The sequence below is a fragment of the Marinobacter sp. L-80 genome (assembly GCF_056859395.1).
Window position 1 is genome coordinate 23,652 of the sequence record NZ_JBSXOI010000075.1, and the last position, 15,795, is coordinate 39,446.

At 58.4% G+C, this 15,795-nt stretch carries 17 protein-coding genes; 10 read left to right on the plus strand and 7 right to left on the minus strand.

Annotated features, from left to right (window positions below):
• Positions 1 to 27: 27 nt before the first annotated feature.
• Complete coding sequence (locus AC13E3_RS17135) at positions 28 to 1,521, minus strand: CoA-acylating methylmalonate-semialdehyde dehydrogenase (protein ID WP_069184225.1); 1,494 nt, start codon at positions 1,519 to 1,521, stop codon at positions 28 to 30.
• Positions 1,522 to 1,682: 161 nt separating this feature from the next.
• Here AC13E3_RS17135 and AC13E3_RS17140 point away from each other — a divergent pair, with 161 nt between their 5' ends.
• The 5 genes from AC13E3_RS17140 (at position 1,683) to AC13E3_RS17160 (ending at position 5,634) form a co-directional block, all read left to right on the plus strand.
• On the plus strand, positions 1,683 to 2,558 hold the full coding sequence (locus AC13E3_RS17140; RefSeq protein ID WP_136631625.1) for an AraC family transcriptional regulator: 876 nt from the start codon (positions 1,683 to 1,685) through the stop codon (positions 2,556 to 2,558).
• Between the two features lie 103 nt (positions 2,559 to 2,661).
• A complete protein-coding gene (locus AC13E3_RS17145; protein WP_069184223.1) occupies positions 2,662 to 3,090 on the plus strand; it encodes an SRPBCC family protein in 429 nt (142 codons plus the stop codon).
• A 147-nt stretch (positions 3,091 to 3,237) separates the two neighbouring features.
• Entirely contained in the window at positions 3,238 to 4,038 is an 801-nt protein-coding gene (locus AC13E3_RS17150) for an oxygen-binding di-iron domain-containing protein (protein WP_291909611.1), read from the plus strand.
• Positions 4,039 to 4,125: 87 nt separating this feature from the next.
• Positions 4,126 to 4,851, plus strand: a complete 726-nt coding sequence (locus tag AC13E3_RS17155) for a YebC/PmpR family DNA-binding transcriptional regulator (protein ID WP_209398551.1) — start codon at positions 4,126 to 4,128, stop codon at positions 4,849 to 4,851.
• A 36-nt stretch (positions 4,852 to 4,887) separates the two neighbouring features.
• The gene (locus AC13E3_RS17160; RefSeq protein WP_291909616.1) at positions 4,888 to 5,634 is read left to right on the plus strand and encodes a glutamine amidotransferase; all 747 of its coding nucleotides are present in this window, start codon (positions 4,888 to 4,890) and stop codon (positions 5,632 to 5,634) included.
• A gap of 21 nt (positions 5,635 to 5,655) precedes the next feature.
• Here the strand turns inward: AC13E3_RS17160 and AC13E3_RS17165 are convergent, their stop codons facing one another.
• Genes AC13E3_RS17165 through AC13E3_RS17175 form a run of 3 tightly spaced genes read right to left on the minus strand, consistent with a single transcriptional unit; the run spans position 5,656 to position 8,421 of the window.
• On the minus strand, positions 5,656 to 6,006 hold the full coding sequence (locus tag AC13E3_RS17165) for an FHA domain-containing protein (protein ID WP_069184220.1): 351 nt from the start codon (positions 6,004 to 6,006) through the stop codon (positions 5,656 to 5,658).
• Between the two features lie 10 nt (positions 6,007 to 6,016).
• Positions 6,017 to 6,772 carry a protein phosphatase 2C domain-containing protein gene (locus tag AC13E3_RS17170; RefSeq protein ID WP_291909620.1) on the minus strand — a complete coding sequence of 252 codons (756 nt, stop codon included), beginning with the start codon at positions 6,770 to 6,772 and terminating at the stop codon, positions 6,017 to 6,019.
• Entirely contained in the window at positions 6,772 to 8,421 is a 1,650-nt protein-coding gene (locus tag AC13E3_RS17175; RefSeq protein ID WP_482902277.1) for a protein kinase domain-containing protein, read from the minus strand. Before AC13E3_RS17175 ends, AC13E3_RS17170 begins: the two co-directional genes overlap by 1 nt.
• 159 nt (positions 8,422 to 8,580) lie before the next feature.
• On the opposite strand from AC13E3_RS17175, the gene AC13E3_RS17180 reads away from it, so the two are divergent.
• The 4 genes from AC13E3_RS17180 to AC13E3_RS17195 all read left to right on the plus strand — a co-directional run bounded on the left by AC13E3_RS17180 (position 8,581) and on the right by AC13E3_RS17195 (position 12,632).
• Complete coding sequence (locus AC13E3_RS17180; protein ID WP_482902278.1) at positions 8,581 to 10,029, plus strand: phospholipase D family protein; 1,449 nt, start codon at positions 8,581 to 8,583, stop codon at positions 10,027 to 10,029.
• Between the two features lie 18 nt (positions 10,030 to 10,047).
• Positions 10,048 to 11,112 (plus strand): carboxysome shell carbonic anhydrase domain-containg protein, encoded by a 1,065-nt coding sequence (locus tag AC13E3_RS17185; protein WP_069184216.1) that lies wholly within the window; start codon positions 10,048 to 10,050, stop codon positions 11,110 to 11,112.
• A 107-nt stretch (positions 11,113 to 11,219) separates the two neighbouring features.
• Positions 11,220 to 11,621 (plus strand): PA2779 family protein, encoded by a 402-nt coding sequence (locus AC13E3_RS17190; protein WP_291909629.1) that lies wholly within the window; start codon positions 11,220 to 11,222, stop codon positions 11,619 to 11,621.
• Between the two features lie 9 nt (positions 11,622 to 11,630).
• Positions 11,631 to 12,632, plus strand: coding sequence for a PA2778 family cysteine peptidase (locus AC13E3_RS17195; protein ID WP_482902279.1), 1,002 nt, complete (start codon positions 11,631 to 11,633; stop codon positions 12,630 to 12,632).
• On the opposite strand, the gene AC13E3_RS17200 is transcribed toward AC13E3_RS17195, so the two are convergent.
• From AC13E3_RS17200 to AC13E3_RS17210, 3 genes are all read right to left on the minus strand, one after another.
• The gene (locus AC13E3_RS17200; RefSeq protein WP_482902335.1) at positions 12,629 to 13,168 is read right to left on the minus strand and encodes a class I SAM-dependent methyltransferase; all 540 of its coding nucleotides are present in this window, start codon (positions 13,166 to 13,168) and stop codon (positions 12,629 to 12,631) included. The two genes, AC13E3_RS17195 and AC13E3_RS17200, sit on opposite strands and share 4 nt — an antisense overlap.
• A 103-nt stretch (positions 13,169 to 13,271) precedes the next feature.
• Positions 13,272 to 14,258, minus strand: coding sequence for a CobW family GTP-binding protein (locus tag AC13E3_RS17205; RefSeq protein WP_482902280.1), 987 nt, complete (start codon positions 14,256 to 14,258; stop codon positions 13,272 to 13,274).
• A gap of 48 nt (positions 14,259 to 14,306) precedes the next feature.
• Positions 14,307 to 14,702 carry a hypothetical protein gene (locus tag AC13E3_RS17210; RefSeq protein WP_482902281.1) on the minus strand — a complete coding sequence of 132 codons (396 nt, stop codon included), beginning with the start codon at positions 14,700 to 14,702 and terminating at the stop codon, positions 14,307 to 14,309.
• 134 nt (positions 14,703 to 14,836) lie between these two features.
• Between AC13E3_RS17210 and rluF the strand changes: the two genes are divergently transcribed.
• A complete protein-coding gene (rluF, locus tag AC13E3_RS17215) occupies positions 14,837 to 15,775 on the plus strand; it encodes a 23S rRNA pseudouridine(2604) synthase RluF (protein ID WP_008175982.1) in 939 nt (312 codons plus the stop codon).
• Positions 15,776 to 15,795: the final 20 nt, after the last annotated feature.

A 15,795-nucleotide genomic window follows, 5' to 3' on the forward strand; every position in this document is an offset into this window, starting at 1 on the left:
GGCCCAAATACCCCACCTTCAACGCAATTAACGCAACTGGATAGAGAAGTTAGCTTCGGTGCTGGTTGCTTCACTGGAGAACCAGCGGGAGGTAACCGTCTTGGTCTCAGTGTAGAAGCGAACCGCCTGCTTGCCGTAGGCATGCTGGTCACCGTAGAAGGAACCTTTCCAGCCGGTGAACGAGAAGAACGGCAGGGGCACCGGAATGGGTATATTCACGCCCACCTGTCCTACATCGATTTCATGCTGGAAGCGACGTGCGGCACCGCCGGAGCTGGTAAAGATGGACACACCGTTGCCGTACGGGCTCTTGTTGACCAGTTCGATGGCATCACCGAGGGTGTCGGTTTCGACGCAGGACAGCACGGGGCCGAAGATCTCTTCGTTGTAGATGTCCATGTCGGTGGTTACACCGGAGAACAGCGTCGGACCAACCCAGTTGCCGTCCGGCAAACCATCTACTGTGCAACCACGGCCGTCCAGCAGGAGCTTGGCGCCCTGGGCTTCGCCAGTCGCAATAAGAGATTCAATGCGGTCCTTCGCCTTGGCGGAGATGATCGGGCCATAGCTGGCACCGGAGTCGTTCCACGCGCCGGGACGCACTTTAGCCATGGCTTCTTTCAGCTCGGGGATCCACTGCTGGGCTTCGCCCACGAAAACGGCGACGGAAATTGCCATGCAGCGCTGGCCGGCAGCACCTACTGAAGCACCAACCAGGGCATTGATCACCTGCTGCTTGTCAGCGTCCGGCAGGATCACCATATGGTTCTTGGCGCCGGCAAAGCTCTGTACACGCTTCATGTTGCGGGTGCCGGTTTCGTAAATGTAACGGCCGACTGGCACAGAACCTACAAAAGAAACGGCCTTGATGGCGGGATCAGTCAGCAGTACGTCAACCTGCTCCTTGCCACCGTGAACCACCTGCAAAACGCCCTTGGGCGCACCGGCTTCTTCAAACAGCTCTGCCAGGCGCATAGGGGTCAGCGGATCCTGTTCGGACGGTTTCAGGATAAAGGTGTTGCCGCAGGCAATGGCCATCGGGAACATCCACAGCGGAATCATGGCCGGGAAGTTGAACGGGGTGATACCCGCGCATACGCCCAGCGGCTGGATCCAGGAATGGGTATCCACCTCGCGGGCCACGTTTTCAACGGTTTCGCCCATCATCATTGAAGCGACGTTGGCAGCGTGCTCGACCACTTCAATGCCACGCCAGACATCACCTTTGGCATCATCAAAGGTCTTGCCGGTTTCCTGCGCCAGGATTTCGGCGATCTCATCATGATGCTCTTTCAGCAGAGCCTGGTAACGGAGCATAACCCGGGCGCGCTCTGAGACAGGCACTTCCTTCCAGGTCTTGAACATTTCGCCAGCGCTTTCGATGGCCTTACGCATTTCCGCATCGGTGGTGCACGGCGCCTTGGCGATCACTTCGTTGGTGGCGGGGTTGGTAACGTCGATCCATTCACTGGTTTGGCTATCGACGAACTCACCTGCGAGATACAGCGGTACATTTTTCATGTTGATGTCCCTGTTTGTTGTTGTGCGGGAAGCCGGCCAGAACCAAAGGGTTGCGGCCACGTTTAACCAAAGGCTAGCACGGGATCGACCAAGGGGTGATTGACTAAATTTCGCCCGTAATGGACTATCTTTCGATTAAGCCTAAAAACAAAAGACCTGAAATGACCCAAACCTCACAGTGGCCGGTGCCCAAAGACAGCATTCGCTACGTCGTGCCTGAACCAATCATCCGACTGCTGGCGAGCCATCCGCTCACCCGGGATCTTTACCCGCTGGCGTTCGGCCACTATCGGCGCGCCGTGGGCCACCATATGCACCGGGAGCACCATCACGACAATCTTTTGATCTACTGTACCGAGGGCCGGGCGTTCCTGAACGTCGGCGGTGAGCCCTACACGGTGGAGGCTGGCGACCTGCTGCTTTTGCCGGCCGGCGCCAACCACCGCTATACCGCCGATCCGGACAATCCATGGACCATTCACTGGGTGCACTACACCGGACCATTGGCTGAGGATTTCCGACACTATATGGGTTTTGACGGCCCGACCCGCATTCGCCACCTGGGCCGCCAACCCCGGCTTCTGGTTGACTTCAATGGTCTGCTGTCGGTGCGGCAGACCGGTTTCCGGGCCCGCGGCCTTATCCACGCGGCCAACCGGCTACGGCAACTGTTAGCGGCGGTTCCGATCAACGCCGACGAGACCGGGCATGAACGGCAGGCCGAGCTGGAAACCATCCACAACTATATGCGGGAGCACCTGGATGAGCGTATCAGCCTGGAGCAATTGGCTGACCTTGCCGGCCTGTCCCCCGCCCATTTCGCCACCCGCTATCGGGAGCAGACCGGAACCTCCCCGATCCAGCACTTCCTGCACCTCAAGGTAGAGCGGGCTTGCCAGATGCTGGATACCAGCAGCCTGAGTTTTGCGGACATCAGCCGACGGCTGGGCTACGACGACGCCTACTATTTTTCACGGCTTTTCAAAAAGGTAATGGGCCAGTCGCCCCGGGACTACCGGCATACTGCGCGGCACTGAACGGTCAGACCGGGCCAGATTGAAACCTGCCGCTTTCTACGACTTTTGTTGTAGGAGCCAAGGGTTTAGGCTTGGTATATCAAACGACAAAAAGAGTGAGCTGATGGCCATGTACACCATAGAAATTGATGAAACCTTCGATGTACCGCGACGAAGGGTGTTTGCCCTGTTCGCCGACCACCACCGTTTTGGAAAACTGCTGGGTGCGCCCGTCAAACGCATCAAGGACAGCGACCAGGCCGACCCGAACGGGATTGGTTCCGTTCGCAAGATCGGCATTGGGCCGGTGGGCCTGGAAGAAACCGTGACCAACTTCGAGCCGGATTCACTGATCGAGTACACCATCACCAGCATGAGTCCGATCCGCAATCACCTTGGCCGTATCCGGTTCGAGGACACGCCTGAAGGTCATACCCGGGTGAACTACACCATCACCTTCGAAGACATCGTGCCGTTTACCGGCAAGGTGGTCAGCAGCGCCCTGGAGCAGGGCATTCGCCGCGGGATCAAACGGGTGCCCCGGCTGGCCTGATGGTCGGCAACAACAAATCGTTACTTGAGGAATATCAGAGAATTGACCTGAGGCAATAGTTGGCTTTTGTCAATTTTGTAATCTCCGCGCAGCTTGCAATATCCGGCCATTCCGGCCGGACCACACTGTATTCAGCGGGAGACCGAAATGGCAGCCGAGCCGATTGTCCTGTTCGATAATGGACACCACAAATGCCTGATGTTCGATTCCCTGGTGACCGGCGAGGGCGTCCAGTCCAACCAGTTCCTGATTGTCGACGGAAAACACGAAGCGCTCATCGATCCGGGCGGTGACCTGACCTACACTCCCCTGTCGGTGGCCGCGTCTCGTTATATGAACATTCGCGATATGGACTACGTGTTCGCCTCTCACCAGGACCCGGACATCATTGGCGCCATCGACCGCTGGATTGTTCATACCCGCGCGAAAATCGTCACCTCGAAACTATGGGCACGGTTCCTTCCGCACCTGGTTTCCAGCTACGTGACCAATCAGCTCAGTGGCAGCGTGTACGACCGCATCGTCAGCATTCCGGATGCCGGTGCCAATGTGAAGTTTGGCGAGTCCTATTTGCAGTGCCTGCCAGCCCACTTCATGCATTCGGTAGGCAATCTTCAGTTTTACGATCCGGTCTCCAAGATCCTCTTCTCCGGCGACCTTGGAGCTTCGCTGGGTGGTGAGGACGATCATCTGCCAGTGAAAGACTTCGACAAGCACATACCGAGCATGATTGGCTTCCATCGGCGCTACATCGCGTCTCAGAAGGTCTGCAGACTGTGGGCCAACATGGTCCGCGACGTGGACGTTTCGATGATCGTGCCCCAGCATGGCAAACGCTTTGAAGGGCCAGTAATGGTTGATCGCTTCCTGAACTGGGTCAGCGACATCGAGTGCGGTATCGACCTGATGACACAGGATAACTATCGCCGACCGGTTGATTACGTCTAGGCCAGAACGGTTGCCAAATAAGCCTGTCCCAAACCGGCAATGTTGAGTAAAATCCGGCCTTTTCCAGAGAACCAAGAGGCAGCGCAGATGGGCAGAGCCTACCAGAACCGCAAAGAATCCATGGCCAAGACGGCTGCGGCAAAAACCAAGGTCTACAGCAAGTACGGCCGCGAGATTTACATGAGCGCCAAGTCCGGAGGCCCCGACCCCCAGGCCAACCTGTCCCTGCGCGGGTTGATCGAGCGGGCCAAGAAAGACCAAGTGCCCTCCCACGTGATCGAGAAAGCCATCGACAAAGCCAAGGGTGGCGCTGGCGAGGACTATTCCCCCGCTCGCTACGAAGGCTATGGACCGGGCAACTGCATGGTAATTGTCGACTGCCTGACCGATAACCCGAACCGCACTTTTGGCGATGTGCGTCTGGCCTTCACCAAAACCAAGTGCAAGATCGGAACGCCCGGTGCGGTGTCTCACATGTTCGACCACAGCGCTATCTTTGCGTTCAAGGGCGAGGATGAAGAGGCCGTTCTCGAGGCGCTGATGGAAGCGGATGTGGATGTCACCGACATCGAAAATGAAGACGGTCTGATCACCGTGTTCACGCCGAACACCGAATACGCTAAAGCCCGTCAGGCGCTGGTGGACGCCATTGAAGACATCGATTTTGAGGTGGATGAAATCCAGTTCCTGCCCAAAACCACCACGCTGGTGGAAGGTGATGATATCCCCCTGTTCGAGAAATTCCTGGACATGTTGAACGAGCTGGACGACGTACAGAACGTATTCCACAATGCCGAGCTGCCAGACCAGTAAACAGCCCGGCCTCCGGCCATGCAGGAAGATAACACCATGCAGAAGAACGCTCCCGCAATCCGCAAAGCGCGTATAGTGGTCCTGAAAACAGGAACCACCTACCCGGACCTTCGGGCAGAGTTTGGCGATTTTGACGAATGGTTCCTGCGGGGGCTTTCAAAGGAGCTGGAGATCACTGTAGCCAACGCCGAAGCCGGCGAACTGCCGGGCAACCCGGAGGACTGGGACGGCATTGTGGTGACAGGCTCGCCTGCCATGGTCAGCGACCGGGCCGAATGGAGCGAAAACGCGGGTCGTTGGCTGGCAAAGGCTGTGAAAAGTGAAGTGCCGGTACTGGGTGTCTGCTACGGCCACCAGTTACTGGCCCACGCGCTGGGCGGGGAAGCGGGTTACCATCCGAATGGCCGGGAAACCGGCACCCACGAGATTGAACTTCTCCCAGAAGCCGCCTCCGATGTCCTGTTCCGCGACCTCCCAAAGACATTCCCGGCACAGCTGACGCATCGGCAATCCGTACTGCGCCTGCCCGAAGGCGCGGTGCTGCTGGGGCGTAACCGGTTCGAGCCGCACCAGGCCTTCAGAATTGGCCCCTGCGCCTGGGGCGTGCAGTTCCATCCGGAGTTCACGGACGCCATTATGAGTGCCTACCTGAAAGTACAGGCGCCGGACCTGGCCCGGGAGGGGCTGGATGCCGAGGCCCTGATCGCCGGGGTAAAACCAGCGCCAGACGCGTCCTCACTTTTGTCCCGTTTCAGCCGATTTGTCCAGGATCGGATCCGGTAAAACGGGCAGCAACCGCTCCTGTCAGTCGAGGATGTAAGCGGTTTTTTCCAGCGCCTGCTCTTCTTCGTCGATAAAGCGAAACTCGTTCCAGCCAATGCGCACCATGTCGTTGCTGTTGAGGCGCTGCCGGTCAGCAACCCGTAGCTCGTTCACGAAGGTGCCATTGGTGCTGTTGCTGTCGGTGATGTAGTAATCCACCGTTCCTTCAAGATAGGCGTTGGGCACCGCTTCTATCAGGGCGTGCTGACCGCTCACGGAAATCTCATCGATCTGGATATCGTTATCCGGGCGCCGACCGATGCGGGTTTCCGGTTGCCCGAGTTCAAAGGTGGTAACAACCACGTTATCCACCAGTTGCGAAAGCGAAGCCATGTCAGTTTCCTCAATACTCCAACGTCAGTAATACCACAGACACATTGTCGCCAGCCTCGTTTGCCAGGCCGGCATCAATCAGTGCCTGAACCGTGCGCTCCATGCCGCCACTTTCCTTTTGGATCTCAAGCCACCGGTATTCCGGGACCGAATCGGTTAACCCATCGGAACACAGCAGGAGCACGTCCCCCTCTTCAAGGGTCTCACGCCGATAACTTGGATCCGCCTGCTCCACTGCTCCCACTGCCCTGGTCAGAACATTCCGGAACGGCACATTGGGCACATCCGCCGCGGTAATGCTGCCGTCTTCCAGCATATTCTGGACCACGGTATCGTCCCGCGTCAGACATACCGCCTGACTGCTACGCAGGCTGTAACACCGGGAATCGCCGACATGGGCAATGTGCGCTTGATCATCAATCACCCATGCCACCACCAGTGTGGTGCCCATCTTTTCAAGTTTCGGGTCCCCGGAACGGCGGTTCACTATCCGCTCATTGGCCAGCGAGAAGGCCCTCTCCAGATGTTCCCGGATGGCACCATCGGTGCCGTCGAACGCGGCACCAGCAATGGCCGGTTCCAGGGATTCGATAACGGCATCAACTGCCAGACGGCTGGCGACCTCCCCCCCCTGATGCCCACCCATGCCGTCGGCAACCACCAGTAACGCCTGATCACCGGCATCATTGATCCGCCAGTCGACAACGTCCTGGTTCGACTCCCGCACGGCTCCCCGGTGACTCTGACCAGCAACGTGATAGCGCATCAGGACACCTCCTGGCCAGCTTCGCGAACGGCCAGACGACGCACAGCCTCTGCCATGGTTGCTGCACTGGCAAAGCGCTTGTCCGGCTCTCGCTGGATGGCCTTGTTGATCAGACGGACCACCCCGTTTGGCAGATCCGGGTTGAACTCGCGGACGCTGCGCGGGCGCTTGTTAAGAATCTGGTAGGTCAGGTTGGCCAGGGTGTCGCCCTGATAGGGCGTTTCGCCGCTCACCAGCTTGTAAAGGGTCACGCCCAGGCTATAGATATCAGAAGCTCCGGTGACCTTCTGGCCCTTCAACTGTTCCGGCGACATATACAGCGGGCTGCCCATGACCGCCCCAGTGCGCGTTCGGGAGTCATCGGAAATCTTGGCAATGCCGAAATCGGTGATCTTGATGTCGCCAGAGTCGGGATTGAAGATAATATTTCCGGGTTTGATGTCGCGATGGACGATTTTCTGGCTGTGGGCGTAGGCCAATGCGTCTGCCACTCGGGCAACGATATCCAGCACCCTGGGCAGGGGCAGTAACCGGCCGGATCTGCCGAATTCACTGAGGGGCCGCCCTTTCGCATGGTCCATGGCGATGTAGGCGAGGTCGGCCTCCTCGCCCACGTCGTACACGGTAACGATAGCCGGGTGGCTCAGGCGGCCAGCGGCTTCTGCCTCCCGGAAGAATCGCTCCTTGAGATCCTGCAGCTGGCCATCATCAAAGGCCTGGTAGCTGAGGGTCTTGATAGCAACGGTTCGGGCAATCTTCGGATCCTTGCCCAGATAGACCACACCCATGGCACCACGACCAATCTCCCGCTCGATTTCATAGCGCCCCAGGGTCGGGCGACTCACTGACGGTTCCGGCATCAACAGGGTGCGGGTGTTGTCGAAACTCCCTCCCTGCACCAACGAGTTATCCGGTGCGAGCTTCTCCAGTGCCGACAGCCTCGCGGCGGTGTCCCGAAAACCTTTTTTTCGTTCCTGAATACTGCGGTAGGTGCTGACCGCCTTGTCGTACTGGCGTTTGCGCTCTTGCTGGATGGCGACATCGTAGCGCAGCTCGATCTCGCTCTCACAGTCGGGGCAGCGATCCAGCGCTTCAAGGGCCTCGTCTGTATGGCCTTGCTGCAGAAACACCTTGGCCAGCTTCAGCCGCGCATCGCGCACATTGTCTGTCAGTACACGGATGTGTTTCCGTGGCTGCAGCCAGAACAGCATCACCACATAACCAACCACCAGCAAAGTGAGCACAACGCCAAACGGAACCCAGACGTTGTGGTAGAACATCAACGCGGCCTGGATCACCACGAGCGAGCCGCCAAGCAAAAGCGTGACAGGCAGGGAAACGGCTGCGCCCATCGCCGGGATAGCAAGCACCAGATACAGGGCCGCAATCGCCAGCCCTGCGGTCACTGCCATGTCGGACCAGAGTGGTTCCGAAAGGCCCCGATCAGCCATAGCCGGCCCGAATGCCTCCTGCGGGACAATCGTGGACGGGTCAGAGCCGTCTGGCACGCCGAAAATGCTGAACAGTGCGCGGTCGGCCCAGCCAACGAGAGCAAGCTGGTCACCCATCAGGGCAAACACAACAGCCAGAACGAGAATAACGGCCCGCAAACTGAACAGGCGCGGAATGAAAGAGAGTATGGCGTTCACAGGCAACTTTGTTATAAATGGTTGATCTGACTAGTTTAGGAAGCGTGGCGGAACTTCGATACAACGGCCGGGGTGTTTTTTGTAAGTGTTTGTTTACCTGAGAGAGAGGTCACGTATAGTTATGCCGTCGTTTACCTCAGGGATGATGGAAATACACACATGACACTGAAGTTACTGATTCTCCTGCTGTTGCTCACCCTGGCCGGCATCGGCCTGTACCACACACAAAAGCCACTGCCACCGGGCATCAGCTATCGTGGAACCGCTGTGCCTTTGGAGGAACCCGTCCTGCTGACAGACGTCACCCGTCACTATCAGGACGGCCGGGAAGAGCGCGACCATGAAATCTTCGACGAAGTGTTCCGGCTTGTGGGACAGGCCAACGAGTTCATTCTCGTCGACATGTTTCTATTTAACAGCACCGCACCGGAGAATGTCGCCCACCGCCCTCTGGCACAACAACTGACGGAGGCACTACTGGCCAGGAAGGCAGAAAAACCGGAGCTCTCCATCACAGTGATCTCCGATCCTCTGAACACCATGTACGGCGGCACTATCTCACCCTGGTTCGAGGCCCTGCGTAATGGTGGCATTCCAGTTGTGGAGACCGCGCTTCGTCCACTCAGAGACAGCAACCCGACCTGGTCTACGATCTGGCGCCTGTGTTGCCAGTGGTTCGGAAACAACCCACGGGACGGCTGGCTGGACAACGCCCTGGGCACCAGGCCCGTTACCCTTCGAAGCTACCTCGCGCTGCTGAACTTCAAGGCCAACCATCGCAAGGTTGTAGTTGCGGATGAGGCCGGTTCCCTCAGAGCCATTGTTACCTCGGCCAATCCCCACGACGGCAGCAGCCGGCACAGCAACCTGGGGCTGAGTTTCAAGGGCCCGGCGGTGATTGATCTGCTGAAAAGCGAGCGTGCCGTGCTCGCCATGTCCGGCGCCAACACCCAACCGATCGATGAGCAAATCAGTCAGGTTTCAGAAGCGACTGCGCCACCCGATGACACTGCAATGCCCCGGGTGGCAGTGCTGACAGAATCAGCCATCCTGGATGAGGCCCTGGCGATGATTCGAAAGGCCTCAGCAGGCGACCAACTGGATATGGCCATGTTCTATCTTTCCCACCGCGATATCGTCGAAGCCCTGATAGATGCGGCAAAACGGAACGTGGCGCTGCGGGTCTTGCTTGATGCCAACAACGAGGCCTTCGGCCACCAGAAGAGTGGCATTCCCAATCGACAGGTAGCCATGGAACTGGTTCGGGCAGGCGTTCCCGTCCGTTGGTGTAATACCCTGGGCGAGCAATGTCACAGTAAGCTTCTGTTGCTGGGCAAACAAAACGGCGCAACAGAGCTGTTGCTGGGATCGGCGAATTTTACCCGGCGCAATCTTGACGACCTGAATCTCGAAGCCGATGTCTGGGTGTCGGTGGCCGACCAGTCGCAGGTTGCCACCCGGGCCAGAGACTTTTTCGACCAACAATGGCAACAAGGGTCCGGGGACGATCCGGTAATGAGCCTGCCCTACGAGGACTGGGCCGATGAATCCAGGCTTCGCTACTGGCGCTACCGGATAATGGAGGCCACCGGCCTGTCGACCTTCTGAACATCACAGGACACAGCCATGACAACACCGGTACATGCACGCCCCATTTCAGAACGGATCGACTGGCTGATGGAACTGAGCCGGGCCCACTCGGCCAGCTTCTGCAGTCCGGAAAACCATCTGGCCAGGCAGCGTTACCTGGCGGAGCACAACACCCAGATCATTGCCATGAAGTGCATGGACGGTCGCATTCACCTGCCCTACGTGACCCAGACGCCCCTTGGGGTCATACACCCCTTCAGGAATCTCGGCGGCATCTTTGAGCTGGGCTGGCCCTATCTGGGCGACATGCTTGCGGACACGGTACAGCAGGCAGTCAGTCAGGGGCGCCGGGTGCTGATCATCATTACCTATCACTACTCAAAAGGTTTACGGGAACGGGGCTGCGCCGGCTTTGACTGCGACCGTGAGGCCGCCATGCGCCATGCGTTCCAGATCCGCAGCCAGGTGGAAAAACTGTTCGGGAACGGCCACCGCACGGTCTATCCTCTGGTATGTGGTTTCGAGAGTGACGAGGATGCGCTGGTTCTGCACGGTAGCCAGGAGCGAACGCTGGATCTGTCCACCATTCCTGTGTCGAGACTTGACGACATGGCCTCCGAAATCGCATCCCTTTGTCCGGATATGCCGGAACCGGTGCAACGCGATCTGCTGCCCCTGGTTGAGGGCAATATCCGACACGTCAACGAGATCCGCCAGTTTGACCGGGAGCTGAACATCGAGCACCGGGAATGGGTAATCTGCCTCGGCCGGGGATTCGATTTCCTGCACGCGCCGAACGTGGCCCTGATCATTGGTCCCTACAGTCCGGATCTATCTCACCCCATCCGCCAGGCGGCAGGGATTATCAAAAGCAATATGGACAGCGGCCGGATTCCCGACGATGGTTTCCTGCTGCTTTGCTCTGCGCCCTATCAGGAGCCGGGCACGCAGAAAGCCCGGGCGGAACTGAAATCGGCATTCCTGGCAGACTTCGGGGCCGAGGTTATCCGCCAGGCTTTTCCTGAGCTGGCCACCAGGATGGTTACTCGCTCAGCGATCCTCCATTGGCCGGAGCGCAAGCTTGAAGTCCGGGGATCATGAACATTTTGTAGGTTGAGGGAACGCAACAGACTGATCTATCGTGAAAGTAGTGCAACATGACCCAACACATCAGCTACAGCGGAAGTAGCCAATAACAGGAGTGAATCATGTCAGGCATTCGCAAACACCTGAGGTACGTTTCCTTTTTCATGGCGATGATGATGGCGCTGGGCTCTGTCTGGTCGGCTACCGCTACTGCCGGCATGGTTGGAACCGGCGAGATGATCGGCCAACAACAGGTTCAACTGGATCGGCAAGAGCTTATCAGCATGCTCGACAGACAGGACGTTCAGGCCAAGCTGGCAGACCTCGGGGTCAGCCAGGACCAGGTCAAGGAACGCATCCAGAACCTCACGCCGGCGGAACTGGCGGATTTCGAGCGTCAGCTTGCCGAAGCACCTGCAGGGCAGGGTGTTGTCGGCATTATTGTGCTGTTCCTGCTGGTGTTCATCATCACCGATATGCTCTGCGCCACGAACATCTTCCCGTTCGTGAACTGCATCCGCTAGCAGCGGGCAGTGACAGTCCTGTTCTCCAGACTGAAAGCCATTTCCGGCGGGCTGACCGTGTTTTTGACGGTCAGCCTGCTGGCTGGCTGTGCGAGCACGCCAGAATGGCCGTCACCTAAAGACGACCAGCTCTCAAGGCCCGATCGGGTTACTCTGGACGATGTGCCTTTCTACCCGCAGGAGAAGTATCAGTGCGGGCCGGCGTCCCTGGCAATGATGCTCAATAGCCAGGGACTTCACACCGACCCCGACATCCTTAAAGAACTCGTCTACATCCCCGGTCGCGAAGGGTCCCTTCAGGTCGAGATGGTGGCCGCCGCGCGGGCGCACGGCATGCTGGTTTACCCGCTGGATGGAGAGCTCGAGAGCCTGCTGGTCGAAATCGACTCGGGCAACCCGGTGCTGGTGATGCAGAATCTGAGATTCGACTGGTGGCCCCAATGGCACTTTGCAGTTGTCATGGGCTACGACTCGGAGGAGCGAGACCTGATCCTCCATACCGATACCCGCAAGCGGGAGGCCATAGATCTGGAGGTTTTCAGGAACACCTGGGGGCGGGCGGACAACTGGGCCGTGACCATTCTGCCGCCGGACCGGGTGCCTGCGACCGCAAAACCACTTCGTTTTCTGCAATCCGCCCATGACCTTGAAACAACCGGGCGAACCACCGCCGCTGGCATCGCCTATGAGACGGCCGAGAATACTTGGCCGGATCAACCGACGGCCACCATGGCCAGAGGCAACCTGGCCTGGAAACTGGGCCGCCAGGATGAGGCAAGGGGCCATTTCCTGCGCGCGGCAACACGTTTTCCGGAGTTCGCCGAGGGCTGGAACAACCTTGCTTTCGCATTGCAGGAAAGCGGCTGTTCGGGGACAGCAAAGCAGGCTGCACGGTGTGCTGCGTCTCTGGCACCGGATCGTTTTGGTCAGTCGGAATTGCTGAGCCATGACGATGCCAAATCCGCAGAACACTGTCCTGCACTACCGGAGTGCTCGCAAAAAAGGCCCTAGGCTGGCTTCCGGAACAGCGCCACATCCTTTCTCGGTATCTCCAGATGCCAACCAAACCGGTTGGCCAGCAGCTTGAAGGTGAATTCCCGGTAGAAAACCACATGGGTCGGGTCGCGGCGATAGTGCCAGTTGTCGAACCGGTCATCGTCGGTCTGGAAGCAGGTCATCACGCCCAGCCAGCCACCAAGCCTGAGCATCCGGTCCAGATCCCTGAAGACGGCAGCCGGCGCATAGAGATGTTCGACCACCTCGGTGCAGGTGATGAAATCGTAGGTTTGATCAAGGACGGACGTCGATGAATAAAAGTAGGGATCGTAGAGACTGACGTCCATACCTTCCGCCTCAAGCATCTGCGCCAGAGCCGGGCCTGGACCACAGCCGAAATCCAGGCCGCTGGCGCCCGGTGGCAGACGCTCAAGAAGAGGTGCCGTCAGTTTCGAGAGAAATTTCCGGTAACCCGGATCAGACGGGTCATTGTCGTGGAGCCGATAGATGTCCCGTTCCTGCTCTGGCGATAGCCGGCAGGACGCATCCATCACCGTGGCCTGGCAGACATCGCATCGAAGGTAACGCTGGGTCTTGACCACCCGGAACTTCGAGAGACTGCCCTGCTCACACACCGGACACAGGCTCACTCGTTCACCTCGGATCCAGACCTGCGGCCGCCCGCATCCGGGCATCAAGTTCCCGGGCATCAATCTGATCAGACGCGATTATTTCCGCCCGGCTATAGGCCTGCGGTTCACCCTGAATGACGGTCAGAGCACCATCGACAACATTGATTGCCCGCCAGCCATCGACTGTGTGAACGACCGCCTTGAAGCGCACAAACGCCGAGTCCATGGCCATCACCAGCAATGCGTTCTCGTCCAGGATCAGTTCCGGATGAATCCGCCAGCCAACACTGAAGTGCCCCTGCCCCTGATTCGTAATCTGTTGCCAGGGCTCGTCATCAATAGCGGGGGCCGGCGATGCAGCCTTATGATGGTGGTGATGGTGAGCGTCCGGATTGGTCACTGGCAGGGCATCGGACTGGCCGTCCAGCCATCCCGGCGCAAGCTGTCCGAACCGTGTGTGGTGAATCGCCCGCTTGGCCGGCTCCAGCTGAGCCGCCCAGTTATCGAAATGGGCCAGTTGTTCGGGAGTGCAAAGATCAGTCTTGTTGGCGACAAGAATATCTGCCGCAGCCACCTGATCCCGGAACTGGACATTGCCCAGCACTTTCGGCTCCTCGAGCCTGCGAGGGTCCACAAGGCAGATCACCGGCCCCATCGACAGCACATCCTGGTAGTGTTCGCTGGTCAGGGTATCCAGAATCTGGGAGGGGTGCCCTAATCCGGTGGGCTCGATCAGCAGCCGATCCGGCTTGGCCTTGTGGATCAGCTGGTTGAGCCCGATCTGCATCGGCAGTCCGGCCACGCAGCACATGCAGCCACCGGGTATTTCCTTGATGAAGGCGCCCTCGGTTTGCAGCATGGCGCCATCAATGCCCACCTCGCCGAATTCGTTGACCAGAACGGCCCAGACCTCGTTTTCCGGTTTGTTTTTCAGCAAATCCAGAATGGCGGTGGTTTTACCGACACCGAGAAAACCAAGTATCAGACTGGTGGGAATAGGTTGAGCCATGGCGTCGGAGGCACTCCTTGAAGAATCGAAACGTTATATTATAACACCTTATCCCCCAGGACGATCCTTCTTCAGGAACATCCCGACGGCCTTATCCGATAGCAGCGCATGCGCGAGAGCCGGATAGGGCAAATAGTGAACAAACAGGGTGGCAAGGGTGACCGCATCCATCCCGGCATCCAGGAACATCCAGGCCCCGAAGGCGACGAACAGGGCGCCCAGAAAACCGCCATAGATCCACAGCGCCCGTGAGCGCTCCTCAGGCATCGGCAAACGCTCAAGGGTCCGTGCGATTGAGAAGCTCATGTAGACGGCAATCAGGGCCGCAATGACCAATGAGGCCAGCAACCCGGTAAATCCGATCAGATACCGGAACAGGTAGTTGGTCAGGAAAAACAGGGCAATGCAGGTAACGGCAACAATGGTGATGCGTGTCTTTTCCATGGCGGCTCAGGGTTTGTTGGTTTTAAGGATAGGCGCAAAGAATGGCAGAGACGCCGGGAAAGAACCACCCCTGCTGCGACCGGGGTTCCAGACTGATATGATGCCCGTCATTCTCACTGGCAACCGGACACCCGATGACCACTGGCAATTCCACCCGGCTCAACAAATACATCAGCGAAAGCGGCATGTGCTCCCGCCGGGAGGCCGATCGCTATATCGAGCAAGGCAACGTCTACATCAACGGCAAACGAGCAACCGTGGGCGACCAGGTGCTTCCGGGTGACACGGTCAAGGTGAACGGCCAGGTGATCGAGCCACGGGCTGAAGAAGATCTCGTGTTCATTGCACTGAACAAGCCGGTAGGGATTGTCAGCACCACGGACAGCGCGGAGAAACACAATATCCAGCGCTTTGTGGGTCACAGCGAACGCATCTTCCCGATCGGACGTCTGGACAAGGACTCCCAGGGCCTCATCTTTATGACCAGCAACGGCGACCTGGTCAACAAGATACTGCGGGCGGGCAACAACCACGAAAAGGAATACCTGGTTACCGTCGACAAGCCGGTCACCCGGGAATTCGTGGAGGGTATGGCCAATGGTGTGCCGATCCTCGGAACCATGACGAAAAAGTGCAAGGTGTCTCGGGAGTCACGATTTGTCTTCCGGATCACCCTGGTTCAGGGCCTCAATCGCCAGATCCGTCGCATGTGCGAGTATTTTGGCTACGAGGTTACCAAACTGGAACGGATCCGGATCATGAACGTGAGCCTGAAAGGGCTTGCGGTGGGCCAGTGGCGGGACCTGAGCGAGAAAGAGCTGGCCGGGCTGTTCGATGCCATCCGGGATTCGTCTTCCGAAGCCCCGTCCGGCGCTGGCAAGCCAGCAAAAAAGAAGTCCGGAACGAAGGCCAAACCAAAGCCTGATCGCAAGCCTGGCTCTGCATCCGCACCAGGTAAGCCCGGTGGCGCCAGGCGCCCCGGCCCGAAAGGCAAGCCCGCACCTGGCAAAAAGCCGGCATCGGGCAAACGGCCAAAAGGCGGCAAGCCAAGGCAAAAGAGCGTTAAACGGTAAGCGAGGCTCGCACCTGGCCG

What these genes read in the sequence shown, in the direction of transcription:
- AC13E3_RS17135 (WP_069184225.1), bottom strand. Translation starts at nt 1,521, where the DNA reads ATGAAAAATGTACCGCTGTATCTCGCAGGTGAGTTCGTCGATAGCCAA.
- AC13E3_RS17140 (WP_136631625.1), top strand. Translation starts at nt 1,683, where the DNA reads ATGACCCAAACCTCACAGTGGCCGGTGCCCAAAGACAGCATTCGCTAC.
- AC13E3_RS17145 (WP_069184223.1), top strand. Translation starts at nt 2,662, where the DNA reads ATGGCCATGTACACCATAGAAATTGATGAAACCTTCGATGTACCGCGA.
- AC13E3_RS17150 (WP_291909611.1), top strand. Translation starts at nt 3,238, where the DNA reads ATGGCAGCCGAGCCGATTGTCCTGTTCGATAATGGACACCACAAATGC.
- AC13E3_RS17155 (WP_209398551.1), top strand. Translation starts at nt 4,126, where the DNA reads ATGGGCAGAGCCTACCAGAACCGCAAAGAATCCATGGCCAAGACGGCT.
- AC13E3_RS17160 (WP_291909616.1), top strand. Translation starts at nt 4,888, where the DNA reads ATGCAGAAGAACGCTCCCGCAATCCGCAAAGCGCGTATAGTGGTCCTG.
- AC13E3_RS17165 (WP_069184220.1), bottom strand. Translation starts at nt 6,006, where the DNA reads ATGGCTTCGCTTTCGCAACTGGTGGATAACGTGGTTGTTACCACCTTT.
- AC13E3_RS17170 (WP_291909620.1), bottom strand. Translation starts at nt 6,772, where the DNA reads ATGCGCTATCACGTTGCTGGTCAGAGTCACCGGGGAGCCGTGCGGGAG.
- AC13E3_RS17180 (WP_482902278.1), top strand. Translation starts at nt 8,581, where the DNA reads ATGACACTGAAGTTACTGATTCTCCTGCTGTTGCTCACCCTGGCCGGC.
- AC13E3_RS17185 (WP_069184216.1), top strand. Translation starts at nt 10,048, where the DNA reads ATGACAACACCGGTACATGCACGCCCCATTTCAGAACGGATCGACTGG.
- AC13E3_RS17190 (WP_291909629.1), top strand. Translation starts at nt 11,220, where the DNA reads ATGTCAGGCATTCGCAAACACCTGAGGTACGTTTCCTTTTTCATGGCG.
- AC13E3_RS17200 (WP_482902335.1), bottom strand. Translation starts at nt 13,168, where the DNA reads ATGGATGCGTCCTGCCGGCTATCGCCAGAGCAGGAACGGGACATCTAT.
- AC13E3_RS17205 (WP_482902280.1), bottom strand. Translation starts at nt 14,258, where the DNA reads ATGGCTCAACCTATTCCCACCAGTCTGATACTTGGTTTTCTCGGTGTC.
- AC13E3_RS17210 (WP_482902281.1), bottom strand. Translation starts at nt 14,702, where the DNA reads ATGGAAAAGACACGCATCACCATTGTTGCCGTTACCTGCATTGCCCTG.
- rluF (WP_008175982.1), top strand. Translation starts at nt 14,837, where the DNA reads ATGACCACTGGCAATTCCACCCGGCTCAACAAATACATCAGCGAAAGC.